At 69.5% G+C, this 18762-nt stretch carries 17 protein-coding genes; 9 read left to right on the top strand and 8 right to left on the bottom strand.

All coding sequences use genetic code 11. From position 1 onward, the window contains the following. Window positions 1-65 precede the first annotated feature (65 nt). A complete protein-coding gene (locus OG407_RS32480) occupies window positions 66-1349 on the top strand; it encodes an amino acid deaminase (protein ID WP_405863105.1) in 1284 nt (427 codons plus the stop codon). 32 nt (window positions 1350-1381) lie between these two features. After that, the gene (locus OG407_RS32475) at window positions 1382-3004 is read left to right on the top strand and encodes an amidohydrolase family protein (protein WP_405863104.1); all 1623 of its coding nucleotides are present in this window, start codon (window positions 1382-1384) and stop codon (window positions 3002-3004) included. Window position 3005: 1 nt separating this feature from the next. Here the strand turns inward: OG407_RS32475 and OG407_RS32470 are convergent, their stop codons facing one another. Further along, window positions 3006-3842, bottom strand: a complete 837-nt coding sequence (locus OG407_RS32470; RefSeq protein WP_405863103.1) for a trypsin-like serine peptidase — start codon at window positions 3840-3842, stop codon at window positions 3006-3008. Between the two features lie 179 nt (window positions 3843-4021). On the opposite strand from OG407_RS32470, the gene OG407_RS32465 reads away from it, so the two are divergent. The 6 genes from OG407_RS32465 to OG407_RS32440 all read left to right on the top strand — a co-directional run bounded on the left by OG407_RS32465 (window position 4022) and on the right by OG407_RS32440 (window position 10384). Beyond that, a complete protein-coding gene (locus tag OG407_RS32465; protein WP_405863102.1) occupies window positions 4022-5233 on the top strand; it encodes a pyridoxal phosphate-dependent aminotransferase in 1212 nt (403 codons plus the stop codon). Window positions 5234-5335: 102 nt separating this feature from the next. Further along, complete coding sequence (locus tag OG407_RS32460) at window positions 5336-5737, top strand: hypothetical protein (RefSeq protein ID WP_405863101.1); 402 nt, start codon at window positions 5336-5338, stop codon at window positions 5735-5737. Window positions 5738-5936: 199 nt separating this feature from the next. Further along, complete coding sequence (locus tag OG407_RS32455; RefSeq protein ID WP_405863100.1) at window positions 5937-7016, top strand: hypothetical protein; 1080 nt, start codon at window positions 5937-5939, stop codon at window positions 7014-7016. Window positions 7017-7030: 14 nt separating this feature from the next. Next, the gene (locus OG407_RS32450) at window positions 7031-8248 is read left to right on the top strand and encodes a toxic anion resistance protein (RefSeq protein ID WP_405863099.1); all 1218 of its coding nucleotides are present in this window, start codon (window positions 7031-7033) and stop codon (window positions 8246-8248) included. Continuing rightward, entirely contained in the window at window positions 8245-9786 is a 1542-nt protein-coding gene (locus tag OG407_RS32445) for a substrate-binding domain-containing protein (protein ID WP_405863098.1), read from the top strand. Before OG407_RS32450 ends, OG407_RS32445 begins: the two co-directional genes overlap by 4 nt. Further along, a complete protein-coding gene (locus OG407_RS32440; protein WP_405863097.1) occupies window positions 9773-10384 on the top strand; it encodes a hypothetical protein in 612 nt (203 codons plus the stop codon). Before OG407_RS32445 ends, OG407_RS32440 begins: the two co-directional genes overlap by 14 nt. Here the strand turns inward: OG407_RS32440 and OG407_RS32435 are convergent. The 7 genes from OG407_RS32435 to OG407_RS32405 all read right to left on the bottom strand — a co-directional run bounded on the left by OG407_RS32435 (window position 10372) and on the right by OG407_RS32405 (window position 17632). Next, window positions 10372-11532: a hypothetical protein gene (locus OG407_RS32435; protein ID WP_405863096.1), complete on the bottom strand. Its 1161-nt coding sequence runs from the start codon at window positions 11530-11532 to the stop codon at window positions 10372-10374. The two genes, OG407_RS32440 and OG407_RS32435, sit on opposite strands and share 13 nt — an antisense overlap. Next, complete coding sequence (locus tag OG407_RS32430; protein ID WP_328679595.1) at window positions 11529-12320, bottom strand: PP2C family serine/threonine-protein phosphatase; 792 nt, start codon at window positions 12318-12320, stop codon at window positions 11529-11531. The genes OG407_RS32435 and OG407_RS32430 overlap by 4 nt, the downstream gene beginning before the upstream one ends. Before the next feature lie 3 nt (window positions 12321-12323). Then, complete coding sequence (locus OG407_RS32425; RefSeq protein WP_403583717.1) at window positions 12324-13085, bottom strand: VWA domain-containing protein; 762 nt, start codon at window positions 13083-13085, stop codon at window positions 12324-12326. A gap of 50 nt (window positions 13086-13135) precedes the next feature. After that, window positions 13136-14032: a hypothetical protein gene (locus OG407_RS32420; RefSeq protein ID WP_405863095.1), complete on the bottom strand. Its 897-nt coding sequence runs from the start codon at window positions 14030-14032 to the stop codon at window positions 13136-13138. A 92-nt stretch (window positions 14033-14124) separates the two neighbouring features. Continuing rightward, window positions 14125-14586: a hypothetical protein gene (locus OG407_RS32415; RefSeq protein WP_403583713.1), complete on the bottom strand. Its 462-nt coding sequence runs from the start codon at window positions 14584-14586 to the stop codon at window positions 14125-14127. Further along, window positions 14573-15556, bottom strand: coding sequence for a serine/threonine-protein kinase (locus OG407_RS32410; protein ID WP_405863094.1), 984 nt, complete (start codon window positions 15554-15556; stop codon window positions 14573-14575). The genes OG407_RS32415 and OG407_RS32410 overlap by 14 nt, the downstream gene beginning before the upstream one ends. A gap of 252 nt (window positions 15557-15808) precedes the next feature. Beyond that, entirely contained in the window at window positions 15809-17632 is a 1824-nt protein-coding gene (locus tag OG407_RS32405) for a phosphoenolpyruvate carboxykinase (GTP) (RefSeq protein WP_405863093.1), read from the bottom strand. Between the two features lie 329 nt (window positions 17633-17961). Here OG407_RS32405 and trhA point away from each other — a divergent pair, with 329 nt between their 5' ends. Continuing rightward, window positions 17962-18675 (top strand): PAQR family membrane homeostasis protein TrhA, encoded by a 714-nt coding sequence (gene trhA / locus OG407_RS32400; RefSeq protein ID WP_405863092.1) that lies wholly within the window; start codon window positions 17962-17964, stop codon window positions 18673-18675. The last annotated feature ends 87 nt before the right edge of the window (window positions 18676-18762 follow it).

Below are 18762 nucleotides of genomic sequence, written 5' to 3'. Positions count from 1 at the left end.
CAGCGGTAAGCGATATACGCAATGAAGGTTGCAGGGATTGCAACACTCCAGCTCAGGGAGGCCCCATGGTCCGCGACTCCGGTACCGAAGCGCTCACCCGGCTCGCCGGGGAACGCGTCGACCACCGTTTCAAGGGCCTCCCCCCGGACGCGGACGGCCTCACGGTCGCCGAGCTGGCGGCCCAGCGCCGCAATCTCTTCACCGGCGGCTTCACCACCCCGGTCCTCGCCCTCTCCGCCGAGCGCCTGGACCACAACCTCCGCCTCATGGAGACCTACGCGACCCGCCACGGCCTCGCCTTCGCCCCGCACGGCAAGACCTCCATGGCCCCCCAGCTCTTCCACCGCCAACTGGCCCACGGCGCCTGGGGCATCACCCTCGCGGTCCCCCACCAGGTGCGCGTGGCAAGGGAGTTCGGGATCGGCGGCATCTTCCTGGCCAACGAACTGGTCGACCCGGCCGCCCTGAAGTGGATCTCCTCCCAACTGGACGCCGACAGCGACTTCCGCTTCATCTGCTACGTCGACTCCGTGCGCGGCGTCGAGTTGATGGACGCGGCCCTGCGCGGCGCCGCCCGCCCGCTGGACGTCGTGGTCGAACTGGCCGCGGGCGAGGGCGCCCGCACCGGCGTGCGCACGGAGGCGGAGTGCGCGGCGGTCGCGGACGCGGTGGCCGCCGTAGGGACTCTGCGGCTGGTCGGGGTCGCCGGCTACGAGGGCGAGGTGCCGCAGGCCGATCCGGAGCGGGTGCACGCATGGCTGCGTCAACTGACCGCGCTCGCCGTGGACTTCGACAAGGACGGACGCTTCTCGGGATCCGGGCTCGACGAGATCGTGGTCAGCGCGGGTGGCAGCGCGTGGTTCGACGCGGTGGCCGACGTCTTCGCCGAGCTGCCCGAACTCTCGCTCCCCGCGCTGAAGTTGCTGCGCTCGGGTGCGTACGTCTCGCACGACGACGGCCACTACCGCGAGATCACCCCCTTCACCCGTATCCCCGAAGAGGGCGCCCTGGAGCCCGCGTTCCGGCTCTGGGCGCAGATCGTCTCCCGCCCCTCCCCCGAGCAGGCCTTCGCCAACGCGGGCAAGCGGGACGCGGCCTACGACCTCGACCTCCCCGTCGCCCAGGTCGTCCGCCGCGACGGCACCGAGCGCCCGGCGACCGGCGTCGAGGTGACCGGCCTGTCCGACCAGCACGCCTGGCTGCGGACGGCCCCGGAGGCGGATCTTGAGGTGGGCGACTGGATCGGGATGGGTCTGTCCCACCCCTGCACGTCCTTCGACAAGTGGCAGTTGATCCCGGTGGCGGAGGCGGACGGGACGGTCGTCGACTACATCCGTACGTTCTTCTAGAGGCCGTGTCGGACCCCGCTGGAGGCATGGGCATGGAAGAGCTGGTCATCCGGGACGCGGACGTCGTCGACGGCGGCGGTGGACCGTCGTACCGCGCCGATGTGGTCGTGGACGGCGGCAGGATCGTCTCGATCGTGCAGGAGGCCGCGGCGGCGGGCTGCCAACGCCCCAAGGCGCGCCGGGAGTTGGACGCGGAGGGCCTGGTCCTCTCCCCCGGCTTCATCGACATGCACGCCCACAGCGACCTCGCCCTGCTCCGCGACCCGGACCACAGCGCCAAGGCCGCGCAGGGGGTGACCCTCGAAGTCATCGGCCAGGACGGGCTGTCGTACGCCCCCGTCGACGACCGCACGCTGGCCGAGGTGCGCCGGGCGATCACCGGGTGGAACGGGTACGGCGACGACATCGACTTCGACTGGCGTTCGGTGGGCGAGTACCTGGACCGGCTGGACTCCGCTTTCGAGGGCCGGGGCATCGCGGTCAACGCGGCCTACTTGATCCCGCAGGGCACGGTCCGGATGCTCGCGGTCGGCTGGGAGGACCGGGAGGCGACACCCCAAGAGCTGGACCGGATGCGGCAGTTGGTCGCCGAGGGCATGGAACAGGGCGCGGTCGGCATGTCGTCCGGGCTCACCTACACCCCCGGCATGTACGCCAAGGACGCCGAACTCACCGCACTCTGCCGGGTGGTGGCGTCCTACGACGGCTACTACTGCCCCCACCACCGCTCGTACGGCGCGGGCGCGCTGGAGGCCTACGCGGAGATGGTGGAACTGAGCCGCGAGGCGGGCTGCTCCCTCCATCTGGCCCACGCCACCATGAACTTCGGCGTGAACGAGGGCCGCGCACCGGAGCTCCTGTCCCTCCTCGACGAGGCCCTGGCGACCGGCGCGGACATCAGCCTCGACACCTACCCCTACACCCCCGGCTGCACAACTCTCGTGGCCATGCTGCCGAGTTGGGCGAGCGAGGGCGGCCCGGAGCAGATCCTGAGGCGGCTGGCGGACGACGACACCGCCGACCGTATCCGCCACCACCTGGAGGTGATCGGCTCGGACGGCTGCCACGGGGTGCCGATGGAGTGGGACACGATCGAGATCGCGGGGGTCACCGACCCCGCGCTGGCGGAGTACGTAGGCCGCCGCCTCGACAACTGGGCAACGGCCCGCCACCTGCTCCTCTCCGACCGGCTCGCCCCGTCGATCCTCCAGCACGTGGGCCACGAGGAGAACGTCCGGCAGATCATGCGGCACCGCGTCCACACCGGCGGCTCGGACGGCATCCTCCAGGGCGCGAAGCCGCATCCGCGGGCGTACGGCACGTTCCCGCGCTATCTCGGCCATTACGTAAGGGAGTTGGGGCTCCTGTCCCTGGAGGAGTGCGTGGCACACCTGACGTCACGCCCGGCGGCGCGGCTGCGCCTGCCGGACCGGGGCCTGGTCAAGGAGGGCTACCGCGCGGACCTGGTCCTCTTCAATCCGCACACGGTGGCGGCGGGTTCGACCTTCGAGGAACCGCGGAAGCTGCCGACCGGCATCCCCCACGTACTGATCGACGGCCGCTTCGTGATCGAGGACGGCCGGCGGACGGACGTACTGGCGGGGCGGTCGGTCCGTCGCAGTCCCGTGCGACGGAACGCCAACTCCCGCTTGTGATCTACGGCTTGGGCAGCGTGCAGCCGGTCGCGCTGAGGGCGAGCACATTGGCCGAGGTGAAGCAGGCCGGGATGTTGTAGGTCTCCTCGGCGTAGTTGATGCCCTCGCGGACCGTCACCGTGCCGTTCTCGTCGACCTCGCACGGGTTGTCGAGGGTGCAGGTCTCGCCGTCCTCGTTGCCCGTGTTGTTGACGGCGACGACCTGGCCGGTGCTGGTGTCGATGACCGGGGAGCCGGAGGTGCCGCCGATGGTGTTGCAGGCGGAGGTGTAGCGGACGGAGTCCTTCCAGGTCCAGGAGCCCTCCTTCAGCCGGTACACGAACCCGTCGATGCTGCAGCTGTAGATCGTCTTCCAGTACCCGGAGACGACCTTGATCGCGGTGCCGGCGGTCGGGTGCGTGGCGCTCACGGTGAGCGGGCTGATGTTGTACGCGCTCTTGATCGCCGCGTACGTCGTGGTCGTGCGGTAGATCGTCACGTCCGTGTCGGTCATCGTCGAGTAGACGACCTGGTTGGCGCGGAGTGTGGCGACCTTGGTGCCGGCCGAGTTCAGCAGCCCGAAGGTACGGCTGGAGGACTGCCCGGTGATGACCTGGCCGGCCGCCGGGAACCCGGTCTCCAGGCAGTGGCCGTTGGTCAGCACGAGGGCCGGCGAGGTGTCGGTCGAGTTCGGGAAGCGGATGACCGAGCCGGAGCAGTTGCTGAGCGAGACGGTACCGGCGAAGTCGACGGTCACCGCGGCGGCCTTCGGTGCCACCCGGGGTGCGGCGACCGCGGGTGCCACGCCCGCCCCGGCGATGGCCAGGGTGGAGAGCGCGGCAAGGAGAGGCTTGTTCATGTGGGGGTCCCCTCTTATGACGAGACGACCGGAGATCTTCCGGCCGCCGTCTTTTTGTCATGGGCATTGTGATCGTTGAGAGGGGAGGGGGCAAGGATCGGTTTCCGGCCGTTCGCGGCGCGTCTCATGTGGCGGAAAGCACGAGCCAAGTCCCGTTACCGCGCCGTAAGCTCACCGACATGCAGGTGATCCAGTCGACCAAGCTCTCCAACGTCTGTTACGAGATCCGGGGCCCGGTTCTCGAAGAGGCGATGCGTCTGGAGGCGGCAGGCCACCGCATCCTGAAGCTGAACACCGGGAATCCGGCGGCCTTCGGGTTCGAGTGCCCGCCCGAGATCCTGGAGGACATCCTCCGGAACGTGTCGTCGGCGCACGGGTACGGCGACGCGAAGGGGCTGCTGGCGGCCCGCCGCGCGGTCGTCATGCACAACCAGACCCTGGGCATCGAGACGGACGTGGAACACGTCTTCATCGGCAACGGCGTCTCCGAGCTGATCGTCATGGCGATGCAGGGGCTGCTCGACGACGGCGACGAGGTCCTCGTACCGTCGCCGGACTACCCGCTGTGGACCGCCGCCGTCTCGCTCTCCGGCGGGACCGCCGTGCACTACCGCTGCGACGAGCAGTCCGACTGGATGCCCGACCTCGCCGACGTCGAGCGCAAGGTCAGCGACCGCACCAAGGCGATCGTCATCATCAACCCGAACAACCCGACCGGCGCGGTGTACGACGAGGAGATGGTCAAGGGCCTCACCGACATCGCCCGCCGCCACAACCTGCTCGTCTGCTCCGACGAGATCTACGACAAGATCCTCTACGACGGCGCCACGCACACCCCGACCTCGAAGGTCGCCCCGGACCTGCTCACCCTCACCTTCAACGGGATGTCGAAGGCGTACCGGGTGGCCGGATACCGCGTCGGGTGGATGTCGATCTCGGGGCCGCGCGCGCACGCCGACTCCTACATCGAGGGTCTGACGATCCTGGCGAACATGCGGCTCTGCGCGAACATGCCGGGGCAGCACGGGGTGGTCGCCGCGCTCAGTGGGCGGCAGACCATCAACGATCTGGTGCTGCCGGGTGGGCGGTTGAAGGAGCAGCGGGATGTGGCGTACGAGCTGCTGACCCAGATTCCGGGTGTGACCTGCGTGAAGCCGAAGGGGGCGCTGTACCTGTTCCCCCGGCTCGATCCGCAGGTGTTCAAGGTCAAGGACGACCGGCAGATGGTGCTCGACCTGTTGCGCCAGGAGAAGATCATGGTCGTCCACGGGACCGGGTTCAACTGGTCCGAGCCCGATCACTTCCGGGTCGTGACGCTGCCGTCGGTCGGGGATCTGCGGGACGCGGTGACGCGGATCGGGAACTTCCTGGACGGGTACAGCCAGCCGTAAACCTCCCCGGTCAGCCTTCTTCCGGCCATTTTTTCAGCCAGCACAACTTTAGACGAGATCTAAGCTAGGATGGTTTCCTGTCTGAGCACAGGAGACCATGCCATGTACGAGCCGATCCGCACGAAGTCGGTCCACAGCACGGTGGCCCGCACCCCTTCCTCCGACTTTCCGCACCGGTCGCGGGAGGAGGAGCTGGACATTCAGCTTGCGGGGCACCTCGCCGCACTGCTTGCGGTGACCGATGAACTGCGGGCGCTGGAGCCTTCCGACGAGTTGGACGTGGCTGCGGAGAGGCTCGCCGGGCAGTTGACGCGGTTGCGTGGGGCCTCGCCCAGCCGGGCGTCGTCTGCGGCCGCTTCTACGTCCCGTTTGGACGCCCTGCACCTGAAGGCTCATGCGCTTGCCGGGCGGGCGTTGGTTGTTGCGGCGTCGCGGGCGGATACCGCGGCGGCGATTCTGTCTGCCGAGCGGATGGACGCGCATGCGGTGACTGTGGTCGCCTAACCGCCGTGGGGGTTCTGTGCGCTTGCGAGTGCGCCCCCGTTGTGGCTGGTCGCGCCCGCGCGGCGGAGCCGCATATCGATACAGCCCCGCGCCCCTAAAGGGGCGCTCCTCTGAACCGTGTTGATCCGGGACCCGGCCGACACCTCCCGTTCATCCCTTTCCTCGGGGAATGTTGGGTTCCGCGAGCACGCTGCCCCTCGTGAGACGTATCGCGGGAATCGTCCTCGCGGTGTTGCTGATCGGTGGCGTGGTGGCAGCCGTCGTAGCGGGCCGGGACAACGGGGACAAGGGCACGGCAACGAAGACCGTGCGTGGTGTGATCGGTTCGGAGAAGGCGGACTTCTTCGCCGATCCCGATGTGGTGAAGGCTCTCGCCGCCAAGGGCTTCACCGTGCGGACGGAGACCTCCGGGTCCTGGGCCATGGAGGGGCTCAACCTCAAGGGGTACGACTTCGCCTTCCCGTCCAGTCAGGCGCCGGCCGACGCGCTCGCCGCCAAGTACAAGGTGCAGCAGCCGTTGCCGCGGCCCTTCTACTCGCCGCTCGTCGTCGTGGCCCACCGCAGCGCCGCCCAGGTCCTCGCGGACAACGGGCTCGCCACGCTGGACATCGGCAAGGATCGCGGCACGTTGAAGATGGGCGCCTATCTCGATGCCGCCCAGCGGGATCTGACCTGGCAGCAGCTCAAGGGGGCTGACAGACATGGGGAGTTGACCGGCACCCTCTACATCGCCACCACCGACCCCGAGACCTCCAACTCGGGTGCTCTGTACCTCGCCGCCGCCTCCTACGTCGCCAACGGCGGTCGGGTGGCGGCCAGTAGCGCCGACGTGAATCGCACCGCGCCGCTCATGCACAAGCTGATCAGCGTGCAGGGGGCTCAACAGTCCAGCTCCGACGCGCCGTTCAGGGACTTCATCAGCGGCGCCGGCAATCCACTGGTCCTCGTGTACGAGTCGCAGGTGGCCTCGCTGCTCCTCGACAAGCAACCGGTCGGCGACCTCGTGATGCTCTACCCGGACACCACGGCCAACAGCGACCACACCGTCGTGCCGCTCACTCCGGAGGGCCGTGAACTCGGTCAACTCCTCAGCAGCGACCCGGTGTTGCGCAAGCTCGCCGTACGGCACGGGTTCCGGCCGCAGGGGGACACCGCCGAGTTCGTCGCGGCCACCGCCGCCCACTCCAGCTACCTCAACCAGACGCTGACCGGCGTCCGGCAGGCGCCCGTGCCCACCTCGACGGTGCTGCACGACATGGCGCGCCGGGCGCGCGGTTGAACGGGGGGAACCACATGAGCGGCAGTTCCAACACCAGCCAGAACAGCAGTCAGCACACCCAGAGCGGGGACGACGTCTTCACCCTCACCCCGCCGGAGGCCGTCGCGCCGGTGCCGAAGGAGAGGGCCGGCGGGCTTGTGCCCGTGGACGAGAGCGTCCGTACGGACATCGCCCAGAAGGCCGCCGCCTATGTCGACGGGCTCGCCTCCCTAGATGCCCGCTCGCCCGAATTCGCGGGCAAGGTCGGGGAGATCAGCGCGCTCGGCGCCGGTGAGATGCGGACCGCCACCGCGCAGTCCAACCGGATGCTGGAGCGGACCGTGCGGAGCCTGCCGTCGAAGGGCGGGGACGCGCAGTCGCAGGTCGCCGGTTCGCTCGTCGAACTCCGGCGTGTGGTCGAGGACTTGGACCCGCGTGAGCTGTCCGCCTCCAAGGGTCGGAAGTTCCTGTCCCGGCTCCCCGGCGGCAACAAGCTGCGCGACCACGTCGCCAAGTACGCCTCCGCGCAGGGGACTCTCAACAAGATCGTGGGCTCTCTCCGCGGTGGCCAGGACGAACTCCGGCGTGACAACGCCGCGTTGCAGACCGAGCGGGTCCGCCTCTGGGAGACCATGGGCAAGTTGCAGGAGTACGTGGTCCTCACCCAGGCCCTCGACACGGCCGTCGAGCAGCACATCACCGGCGTCGAGGCCGCCGATCCGAGCCAGGCCGACACCCTGCGCGCGGACGTCCTCTTCCCGGTCCGGCAGAAGCACCAGGACCTGCTGACCCAGCTCGCGGTGTGCGCGCAGGGCTACTTGGCGATGGACGTCGTACGGCGCAACAACGACGAGCTGATCAAGGGTGTCGACCGGGCGGCCACCACGACCGTCTCCGCCCTTCGCATCTCGGTCATGCTCGCCTCCGCGCTCGACAACCAGCGCAAGGTCGTCGACCAGGTCAACGCCCTGCGCGGCACGACCGAGGACCTCATCCGGGGCAACGCCGAGATGCTCTCCACGCAGAGCGGCGAGATCCAGCGCATCGCGGCCGACCCGGCGGTGGGCGCGGAGACCCTCCGCACGGCCTTCCAGCAGATCTACCGCACGCTCGACGCCATCGACACCTACAAGGTCCAGGCGACCGAGGTGATGGCGGCGACCGTGGAGTCCCTGACGTCCGAACTCCAGAACGCCAACACGTACTTGGAGCGGAGCCGGTCGCGGAGCGCGCTGGAGGGTGGGCTCGGATGAGACGTCTCCTCGCGCTCGCCCTCGGTACGGCCGCGCTGCTCACCGCGTGCACGTCGGCGGCACCTGACACGAAGGCCGAGACCGACAACGCGCCCCGCCCCGGGACCCTCCGCGTCCTCGCCTCCAGTGAACTCAGCGACATGGCGCCGGTGTTCGCCCAGGTCCGCAAGGACACCGGCGTCACGATCCGCCCCACCTACATGGGCACCCTCGACGCGGTGGACCTGCTGGCGAAGGGCAAGGTCGACGGGCGGTACGACGCCCTGTGGCTGTCGTCGAACGACTATCTGCGGCTACGGCCCGACGCGGCGAAGAAGGTCGTGTCCGAGACCCCGATCATGTCCAGCCCGGTCGCGATCGGTGTGAGGACGGCCACCGTCACGGCACTGGGCTGGACGCCCGACAAGGTCACCTGGTCGCAGATCGAACAGGCCGTCCAGGACGGCAGGTTGACCTACGGCATGACGGACCCGGCCCGCTCCAACTCCGGTTTCTCGACCCTCATCTCGGTCGCCTCCGCCCTCTCCGGCGCCCAGTCGGCGCTCACCGACGCGGACGTCACGAAGGCGACTCCCCGGCTGAAGGAGTTCTTCAAGGGGCAGAAGCTGACGTCGGGTTCGTCGGGCTGGCTGGCGACCGCCTACCAACGCCGGGGAAACGTGGACGCGTTGCTCAACTACGAGTCCGTCCTCAAGGGCATCCCGGGGCTGACGGTGATCCGCCCGAGCGACGGAGTCGTCACCGCCGACTACCCGTTGACCTCCCTCGCCTCGACGGACGCCACGACCCGCGAGAACGTCCGGCGCGTGACGGCGGACCTGCGCACGGACGCCCTCCAGCGGCTCATCACCACCCGCACGCACCGCCGCCCGGTCGTCCCCTCCGTACCGCCCGCGTCGGGCCTGGACACCAGCCGACGGCGTGAACTCCCGTTCCCCGGCAGCCGGTCCGTCGCCGATGGCCTCCTCGACTCGTACGAGAACAAGCTGCGCCGACCCTCGCGGACGGTATACGTGCTCGACACCTCGGGCTCGATGGACGGCGACCGGCTGTCCCGGCTGAAGAAGGCCCTCACCGATCTCACCGGGGACTTCCGGCAGCGCGAGGAGGTCACGCTGATGCCGTTCGGGTCGGCCGTGAAGAGCGTCAGGACGCATGTGGTGAGCCCGAGCGATCCGCAGGCCGGGCTCGACGCCATCCGCGCGGACACCAAGGCGCTCGGCGCCGCCGGCAACACCGCGATCTACACCTCGCTGGAGAAGGCGTACGAGCATCTCGGCACCGGCGGCGACACGTTCACCTCGATCGTGCTGATGACGGACGGCGAGAACACAACCGGCGCCAAGGCCAAGGACTTCGACGGCTTCTACGGCCAACTCCCCGCCGCTCAGCGAGACATCCCCGTCTTCCCCATCCTCTTCGGCGACTCGGACAAGGCGGAGCTCCAGCACATCGCCGACCTGACCGGCGGCCGGCTCTTCGACGCCCAACAGGGCTCGCTGGACGGCGCCTTCGAGGAGATCCGTGGCTACCAGTAGATTCCTGGGCTACTTGGAGTCCCGCAAGAACCTCACCGGCAGCGCGTGCGGGCTCGTCGGGCTGGTGCTGACGTTCGTGGGTGTGGCGGGGCCGTACTGGCCGGTCGTGGTCGTCGGTCTGTACGGCGCGGGTGCGTTGATCGCCCCGCCGGAGCTGCCGCCGCTGCCCGACTTCCCGGACCCCTCGGCCCAACTGGAGGAACTGCGGGACGACTTCGAGAAGCTCGGCGGCTATCTGGCGGACGTCGAACTGCCGCCCGCCGCGGCCGGTCGGCTCACCGAGCTGAACCAGCTCCTCGCCGGGCTCCTCGATCCGCAGGTCACGCATGACCTCGCGCAGGATCCGGAGGGCGTGCACATCATGTCGCGGGCGATCCGGCAGGACGTGCCGGAGGCGGTCGACACGTTCGTACGGACGCGGTGGTGGACGCGGTTGGCGCCGGGCGCCGAACCCCCTGAGCGGCACCTGGAACGGCAGTTGACGGTGCTTCAGGAGGAGGCGCGGGGGCTGGCGCGGGCCCTTCGCGAGGCCGAGGAGCGGCGGCAGGAGACGCACACCCGGTTCCTGGAGGAGCGCGGGCGTGCTCAGGACAGGTGACCCAGCACGATCAGGACCAGGACGACCAGGAGCAGTACGCCGAGCACTTTCAGAAGGCCGAATCGGTGCTCCCGCACCGGTGGGGCTGCGGGAGGCGCCGGGACCGTGGGCCGTACCGGCACGTTGAACACGTCGTGTCCCGTCACCGCCGCCCGCGTGCACCACGGGCAGGTCGGGAGGTGGGAGCCGTAGGAGTGCAGGGGGCGTTGCGGGCAGATCTGGACGCGGGAGCGTTCCTGGTCGAGGGCGCGTAGCCAGACTTCCGGGGTGGGGCGGGCGGACGGGGCGTGGACGCCCGCGCCGAACGCCGTGTGGGCCAGGGTGAGGAGGCCGGGCGGGAGGACCGAGGGGTCGACGGTGCCGCGCGGGATGACGACCGCCTCGGGGCGGACGACGTAGGAGACGCTCGCGGCGATGTTGTCCTTGACCGTGGACTCGGGGGTGCTGTCGTGCGGGACGCCGCCGAAGGGGTGGTTGCCGGCGGTGAGGAGCTGGTAAATGAGCACCGCCAGCGCGAAGTTGTCGCTCTCCTCGGTGGCCGCGGCGCCCGACTGGCGTTCCGGTGAGGAGTAGTCGGTGGTGTGCATCAGGCAGGGGAAGGGCTCGGCGGTGACCGGGTCGGTGAAGGCGATGGAGTCGCAGTCGAGGAACGTGACGAAGCCGTTGGCGTCCACGACGACGTTGCTGCTGGAGAAGTCGCCGATGACGAGCTGGTCGTAGTGCATGCGGGCCGTCATGAAGGCGAGGTTCCAGGCGACGCCGAGCAGGAAGCGCCAGTCCGCGCGGTCGCCGAAGAGGCGGAGGCGCTGGACGCGGGTGAACAGGCCTACCAGCTGGACGTGTTGGGGTTCGCCGAAGCGGCGCATGGCGTAGCCGAGGAACTCGCCCTCGGGGCTACGGGCCATGGCGGTGGGCCAGGCCAGTTCGGGGGGCTGGTTGGCGTCCGTGGGGCGGGCGGCCAGGGGGGACATCGTGAGCATGCGGGCCAGGCGGCGCTCCAAGTCGGGCCCGGGGCGGTCGCGGTAGAGCTTGACGACGATCGTGTCGTCGCCCTCCACCGGGAAGACGGCGGCCTGTCCGCCGCCCTTGAGCGGGAGTTCGGCGAGGGTGACGGGCTTGCCGTCCAGGTGGACCGTGCGGCCGGTCATGGCGTCACCGCGCGCACGGCCCGCAGCAGGGTCTTGTCGTCGGCGTTGAGGCTGGTGAGCCGGTCCGACCTGAGGAGGGCGGCGAGGCTCTCGTGCGCTTTGTCGGTCACCGGTCCCGGGGTGTCGAGGGAGCCCAACACCGCTTCCACGAAGGAGGTGTTGGGCTGCGGCGGGCCGCCGCCGGAGAGGGACAGGGCTGCCTGCGTGAGGCCGTCGGTGGAGAGGAGGACGCCGTCGACGCGCGGGTCCGCCACGCAGTCGGTGCGCAGTCGGCGGGGTGCGTCGGGCGAGGTGAGGAAGACGGTCTCGTTGCTGTACTCGCTGACGGCGGGCGGCTGCGGGAGGAGGTGGAACTGCCGTTCCCCGTCCTCCGTTCCGGCACGGACCACGACGAAGCCGTCGCCGACGCTGAGATGGCCCAGCCAGCCAGGGGTGAGGACGACGACGGTGAGGGTCGTGGCGTAGTCGGGGGCCGTGCTGCCGTAGGTGTCCAGGAAGATCTTGGCCACGTCGTGGAAGGCGTCCGCGAGCAGCTCGTGGACCTCCTCGCCCGGCGGGCAGCCGGACGCGGCGGCTGCCCGGCGCCGGAAGTGCTCGGCCGCCAACTCGACGGCGTGCAGGGCCCCTTGGTCGGAGTGCGGGCGGCTGCCCGCGCCGTCCGCGACGGCGAGGACGGACACGGACGCGGAGGCCGTGTAGGTGCAGGCGTCCTGGCAGGGCGTGCCGGTACGGCGGTGCCGGTAGCCCTCGACGCTCAGGCCGTGGATGCGCCAGGGCGATTCGGCCACCGCTCAGCTCTCCCAGGCCGGGCGCTGCGTCTTGAACTGGCTGAAGATCTTCTCGAAGACCTCGTCGCCCGCGCCCTTCTGCTCGGCGTTCGCGCTGGCCGACATCATCTGCAGCAGCTCGCGGAACGGGAAGCCCTGGATGCGCGCGTTGAACTTCGGCGCGAAGGCCTGGAGCACCTGCTCGCCGCGGTCGGTGATACCGCCGACGCCGATCGCGTACAGCCGGAAACGGCGGGCCTGTTGCTCGTCGGCGAGGACGGGCAGCAGCCGGTGCCAAGAGTCGGTCATATGGCCGGTGGCGTCGGTGGGGAGGCCGTCGGTGACCAGGCAGATCTGCGGTCGGTAGTACTGGAGCCCGGAGGCGCGCAGCTCCGCCTTGCGGGCCGCGACGACATGCATGGCCAGCTCCAAGGCCTCCGTCATCAGGGTCACCCCGGACGCGGTGAACCGGGGTGCCTGGAAGGCGTGCGCCGGCACGAAGGGGCTCAACCTGGCTTGGGGGTCGAGAAGTTGGGGCCCGCGCCAGGCGCCGACGCCCCGGCCGCCGAAGGTGATCACGGCGACCTCGACGCTGTAGCTGAGGGAGACGTCGTCGTGGAGTTCCCGGGTCCACTCGGCGAGCGCGTCGTTGAGCGTCTGGATCGGCGCGCCCGCCATGGAACTCGACGTGTCGAGACACAGCACGAGCGGCAGCCGTTGCGCGTTGTTCTCGAACTCGATGTCGGCGTACTCCGCCGGCATCGTGGGCGGGTATTCGCTGTGCATGAGCGTCTCCTGGTCGACCGGGTGGTACGGGAGTACGGGTGGTACGGGGGTCACGAACCGCCGCGCGCGTGGTGCCGGGCGGCGGGCGGGAAGGCGTACAGGACGTCGGAGTCGGCTTCGTGGGCGTCGGTGACCTCGACGTACGCGCCGGGCACGGGCGGCGTCCGGTCCGGTTCGGCCCACACCGCGCGGTACAGGACGTGGTCGAGTTCGACGTAGCCCTGCGGGTGAAGTGCCGTACGGACGACGGCTGTTCGGGACGGGCCGGGGCGGGGGCCGACCTGGCGGCCGTAGGAGGAAGGGGCCGGGGCGGGCGGGACGGGCCGCAGTCGGGCGGTGGTCTCGGCGCCGGTCTCCTCGGAGCGGGCCTCCGTCGCGCCCGCCGCGGCCGGGGTGCGGGAGCGGCGGACGGCGAGGAGGAGGGCGAGGAGCAGGAGGAGGAGTACGGCGGTCAGGGCGAGGAGCAGGACGCGTGTGTGGTCCGTGGACTTGTGTCCGCCGAGTTCGGCGACGCCCACCTTCTTGTCGATCAGTTGGCCGCCGGTGAGTGAGGACTTCTTGAGCGCCTTGCACAAGTCGCCGTCGCAGGCGGGGAGTTCGGCCAGTGTCCTGTCGTCCAGCCGGTCGATCCGGGCGTCCCGGTCGACGAGTGCGTGGCCGGCCAGGACGAGCAGCGCGGTGCCGCCCTGGCCGGTGTGGACGCCGGCCGGCACCCGGACCCGAAGGTTCTTGAGGTTCCGGCGGACGGCGGCCCCGCTGCCCTTCTGGCCGGCGTCGAAGCCCAGGGGCTTGTTCAGCGTGACCGTGACCACGGCCCCGTCGTCCAGCGCGTCCTGCCAACAGCCCAGCCGCGTCGGAAAGTTCTTGCCGCAGTCCGCGCCGGCCGCGGCAGCCGGACCCGCCGGAATCACCGCGATCAACAAGCCGAACAGTAGGACAGTGAACAACGTATGTCTCATGACGACCCCCCGTTGGCGCCCATAGTGGAGCCAACAGGCGGGTGGCCGAAAGGGGTTGACTGAGAATGCTCAATTCACTTCTACAGCTGGAAAACCTGATGACAACGGGTGAACATCTGTCGCGCCCGTTCCACCCAATCACTGGCCAGAACATCGAAATCGGCCTGCGAGATCCGGCAGGTCAGCGGGAGGTCGCAGACCCCGGCGAGGCACGGTCTCGGTCCGCGCACGTCCCACACCGAGAGCATGGGATTCAGCTGTTCGGTGTTCCACGCGTTCGACGCGGCGGCGGCGATCGCCAATTGATCCTTGCGCAGAGAATGACCGTCGGTGACAAAGGCGACGAGGAGTCTTTTCGTGGTCATGAATCGCACGGTGAGCGTGCGCCCCGACGCCTCTAGATCGAATTGCAGGGAGACGGAATCGACATCGCTCTCGACGTGGTAATTGCGGCGCGCGCCCCAGGTGTGCGTCAACTGCCGCCAGGACGAGGCGATGTCGTAGTCCCGGCCGGGCGGGAGGGAGGCCTCAGGCGTCGCCACGGGCCACCGCCCGCGTGATCATGTCGTCGGTGAGGCCCGCGTCCAGCAGGGCCTGCGCGTGCAGCAGCAGACAGGACGGCACCGGCAGGCTGGTGCCGCCCCCGCGCCGGGCCGCCAGCTCACTACGGCGGACCTCGATCGTGCGGGCCACGGCGGGCGGCGGCCAGGTCGCGGGGCGCGGCTGCGCCAGCAACTCGTCCAGCAGCGTGGACAGTTGGGGCCGGTCCTCGGGCCGCTTCGCCAGACACCGGGCGAGCAACGGCCGTATGCCCGTTGGTACGCCGTCCAGTTCGGGTGGGCGGTGCACGACCCGCAGGCTCACCGCCTCCCCCGCGCCGAACGGCGGGCGGCCGGTCAGCGCGTACACCAGGACGCCGCCGAGGGAGAACACATCGCTGGGCGGACCGATCTGACCGGCCGTCATCTGCTCCGGGGACATGAAGGGCGGGGTGCCGACCACGATCCCGGCCTGGGTGAGGCTCGGGGCGCCCTCGACGCGGGAGATGCCGAAGTCGATGACGCGGGGGCCGTCCGAGGCGAGCAGCACGTTGGCCGGTTTGAGGTCGCGGTGGACCAGGTTGGCCGCGTGGATCGCCTGCAACGCCTCGACGAGGAACGCGCCGAGCCTGCGGACCTGCGCCTCGGGCAGCGGCCCGTCCGACCTGACGGCCTCGGCGAGGGACGGCCCGGGCACGTACATCGTTGCCAGCCAAGGGAGTTCGGCCTCGGTGTCCGCGTCGACGACGGCCGCCGTGTAGGCGCCGCTGACCAGCCGGGCGGCGGCGACCTCGCGGGCGAAGCGCTCGCGGAACTCGCGCTCCGCGGCCAGTTCGGGCCGTACGACCTTCACCGCCACCTCGCGCCCGGCGGGCGAACGGCCGAGATACACCCAGCCCATCCCGCCGGAGCCGAGCCGCCCGGTGATCCGGTACGGCCCCACGCTCAGGGGATCGCTGACCGGTGTGCGCACCCCGCTCACCTCACTTCGGGGTTCGTTGCAGGTTGTCCCGAGTGTCTCCCGAAATCCCGTCTTGGGCAGGGGAGATGCGTGAAATGGGAGGCATGACTACGCGGCGGTGTCCCGGTGGTGTAAGGGCAACGGGCAGGGCCCCGCACGCCGTTGTGCGGGGCCCTGCCCGTCGTACTGCCACCGCGGCCGGCCTGTGACGACATTGCTGGTCAGGGCAGAATCGGCGGCCGGCCGCGGAGTCTTCGGCGGGATCTAGCCGAGGCGCTCCACCAGCGCGCGGTACTCGTCCCACAGCTCCTTCGGCGTGTGGTCGCCGAAGGTGTTGAGGTGGTCGGGGACCAGGGCGGCCTCCTCGCGCCACACGTCCTTGTCGACGGTGAGCAGGAAGTCCAGGTCGGACTCGGAGAGTTGGAGCCCCTTGGTGTCGAGGGCGCCCTTGGCCGGCAGCACGCCGATCGGGGTCTCGACGCCCTCGGCGCGGCCGTTGAGGCGGTCCACGATCCACTTCAGGACCCGGCTGTTCTCGCCGAAGCCGGGCCACACGAACTTGCCCGCGTCGTTCTTGCGGAACCAGTTCACGTAGTAGATCTTCGGCAGCGTCGCCTGGTCCCGGCCCTTGGCCACATCGACCCAGTGGCCCATGTAGTCACCCATGTTGTAGCCGCAGAACGGCAGCATGGCGAAGGGGTCGCGGCGCAGTTCGCCGACCTTGCCCTCGGCGGCGGCGGTCTTCTCGGAGGCCACGTTGGCGCCGAGGAAGACGCCGTGGTTCCAGTCGAAGGACTCCGTCACCAGCGGTACGGCCGAGGCGCGTCGGCCGCCGAACAGGATCGCCGAGATCGGCACGCCCTTGGGGTCCTCCCACTCGGGCGCGATGATCGGGCACTGCGAAGCGGGCACGGTGAAGCGGGCGTTGGGGTGGGCGGCGGGCGAACCGGACTCCGGCGTCCAGGAGTTGCCCTTCCAGTCCGTGAGGTGGGCCGGGGTCTCCTCCGTCATACCCTCCCACCAGATGTCGTTGTCGTCGGTCAACGCCACGTTGGTGAAGACGGAGTTGCCCCACAGCGTCTTCATCGCGTTGGCGTTGGTGTGCTCGCCGGTGCCGGGCGCGACGCCGAAGAAACCGGCCTCGGGGTTGATCGCGTAGAGCCGGCCGTCCTCCCCGAACCGCATCCAGGCGATGTCGTCACCGATCGTCTCGACGGTCCAGCCGGAGATGGTGGGCTCCAGCATGGCGAGGTTGGTCTTGCCGCAGGCCGAAGGGAAGGCCGCCGCCACGTACTTGGACTCTCCCTGCGGCGGGGTCAGCTTCAGGATGAGCATGTGCTCGGCGAGCCAGCCCTCGTCCCGCGCCATCACGGAGGCGATGCGCAGGGCGTAGCACTTCTTGCCCAGCAGCGCGTTGCCGCCGTAGCCGGAGCCGTAGGACCAGATCTCGCGGCTCTCGGGGAAGTGCGAGATGTACTTGGTGGAGTTGCACGGCCACGGCACGTCCGCCTCGCCCTCGGCCAGCGGTGCTCCGAGCGTGTGCACAGCACGCACGAAGAAGCCGTCGGTACCGAGTTCGTCGAGGACGGGCTGTCCCATGCGGGTCATGGTGCGCATGGAGACGGCGACATAGGCGGAGTCGGTGATCTCGACGCCGATCGCGGAGAGGTCCGAACCGAGGGGGCCCATGCAGAACGGGACGACGTACATCGTCCGGCCCTTCATGGAGCCGCGGAAGATGCCCTTGTCTCCCGCGAAGATGTCCCGCATCTCAGCGGGAGCCTTCCAGTGGTTGGTCGGTCCCGCGTCCTGCTCCTGCTCGGAGCAGATGAACGTCCTGTCCTCGACCCGGGCGACATCGGTCGGGTCGGAGGCGGCGTAGTACGAGTTGGGGCGCTTGATCGGGTCGAGCTTCTTGAAGGTGCCCTTTTGGACGAGCTCCTCGCTGAGCCGCTCGTACTCCGCTTCGGATCCGTCACACCAGACCACGCTGTCCGGCTGCGTCAGTTCGACGATCTCGTTGACCCACGAGATCAGTTCCTTGTGTTCGGTTGGGATGACGGGGGGAGCCGCGATGTCGCGCGCCACGATTGCTCCTATGATGAGGGATTTTGTCCTTGTTGCCCCGTGGGGGCCGCGACCCGGATGCTTCACGATGGTCGATCTTGGCGCTCATCCGGTGCCGACCGCACTCATTTGATCATCCGACGCACGCGCCCATATGTCCAGAGGGCCTCACATACGAGCGACGTGAGGATCGCCACTCATCAGCCACTCATCGAGATGTTTTCCGTGCGTCACCACCGCTTCACCCCAGGTACCCGGGCGTCGGCCACGCATGAGAGAGTGGCCACTTCCGACCCCTCATCTCGCCGCACTGACACGTAACTTACGGTTCCGTAGGTACGATTGCGCGCATGACTGCGTCCGTCCCCGACGCGCCCACGGACACGCCGACAGACGGCCACGGTCCCTCCGCGCTCTCGATTCCCGACCACGTGAAACCGAAGCTGCGCGGCTGGCTGCACCTGGGAATGTTCCCGGCCGTCCTCGTCTCCGGCCTGGTGCTCACCGCTCTCGCCGACACACCCCGGGCCCGTATCGCCTGCGGGATCTTCGCCCTGACGGCCTGTCTGCTCTTCGGGGTCAGCGCGCTGTACCACCGGGGCGACTGGAGCCCGCGCATGGACGGCATCCTGCGCAGACTCGACCACGCCAACATCTTCCTGATCATCGCGGGCACGTACACGCCCCTGACGATGCTGCTGCTGCCGGGCGCCAAGGGCGAGTGGCTGCTGTGGAGCATCTGGGGCGCGGCGGCGGCCGGCATCGCCTTCCGCGTCTTCTGGGTCGGCGCACCGCGCTGGCTCTACACCCCCTGCTACATCGCGATGGGCTGGGCGGCCGTCTTCTTCCTGCCCGACTTCATGCGCACGGGCGGCATCGCCGTCCTGGTCCTGGTGGTCGTCGGCGGACTGCTCTACAGCGCGGGGGGCGTGATCTACGGCATCAAGCGCCCGAATCCGTCACCGCGCTGGTTCGGTTTCCACGAGGTCTTCCACTCCCTCACGGTGGCGGCGTTCCTGGTGCACTACGTGGGGATCTCCCTGGTGGCGTACCAGCACGGGTAGCACCTGAGACATCCACCCGGGACACCTCCCCTTCATGGCCACGGCTTTCGAGCCGTGGCCATTTCTCATGTCCGGTTCCACTTCCTG

The organism is Streptomyces sp. NBC_01515, assembly GCF_045040345.1.
Lineage (GTDB): Bacteria > Actinomycetota > Actinomycetes > Streptomycetales > Streptomycetaceae > Streptomyces.
The sequence above is the reverse complement of the archived record's forward strand: the minus strand, read 5'-3'. Positions and strand labels throughout refer to the sequence as shown.

What these genes read in the sequence shown, in the direction of transcription:
- OG407_RS32480 (WP_405863105.1), top strand. Translation starts at nt 66, where the DNA reads ATGGTCCGCGACTCCGGTACCGAAGCGCTCACCCGGCTCGCCGGGGAA.
- OG407_RS32475 (WP_405863104.1), top strand. Translation starts at nt 1,382, where the DNA reads ATGGAAGAGCTGGTCATCCGGGACGCGGACGTCGTCGACGGCGGCGGT.
- OG407_RS32470 (WP_405863103.1), bottom strand. Translation starts at nt 3,842, where the DNA reads ATGAACAAGCCTCTCCTTGCCGCGCTCTCCACCCTGGCCATCGCCGGG.
- OG407_RS32465 (WP_405863102.1), top strand. Translation starts at nt 4,022, where the DNA reads ATGCAGGTGATCCAGTCGACCAAGCTCTCCAACGTCTGTTACGAGATC.
- OG407_RS32460 (WP_405863101.1), top strand. Translation starts at nt 5,336, where the DNA reads ATGTACGAGCCGATCCGCACGAAGTCGGTCCACAGCACGGTGGCCCGC.
- OG407_RS32450 (WP_405863099.1), top strand. Translation starts at nt 7,031, where the DNA reads ATGAGCGGCAGTTCCAACACCAGCCAGAACAGCAGTCAGCACACCCAG.
- OG407_RS32445 (WP_405863098.1), top strand. Translation starts at nt 8,245, where the DNA reads ATGAGACGTCTCCTCGCGCTCGCCCTCGGTACGGCCGCGCTGCTCACC.
- OG407_RS32435 (WP_405863096.1), bottom strand. Translation starts at nt 11,532, where the DNA reads ATGACCGGCCGCACGGTCCACCTGGACGGCAAGCCCGTCACCCTCGCC.
- OG407_RS32425 (WP_403583717.1), bottom strand. Translation starts at nt 13,085, where the DNA reads ATGCACAGCGAATACCCGCCCACGATGCCGGCGGAGTACGCCGACATC.
- trhA (WP_405863092.1), top strand. Translation starts at nt 17,962, where the DNA reads ATGACTGCGTCCGTCCCCGACGCGCCCACGGACACGCCGACAGACGGC.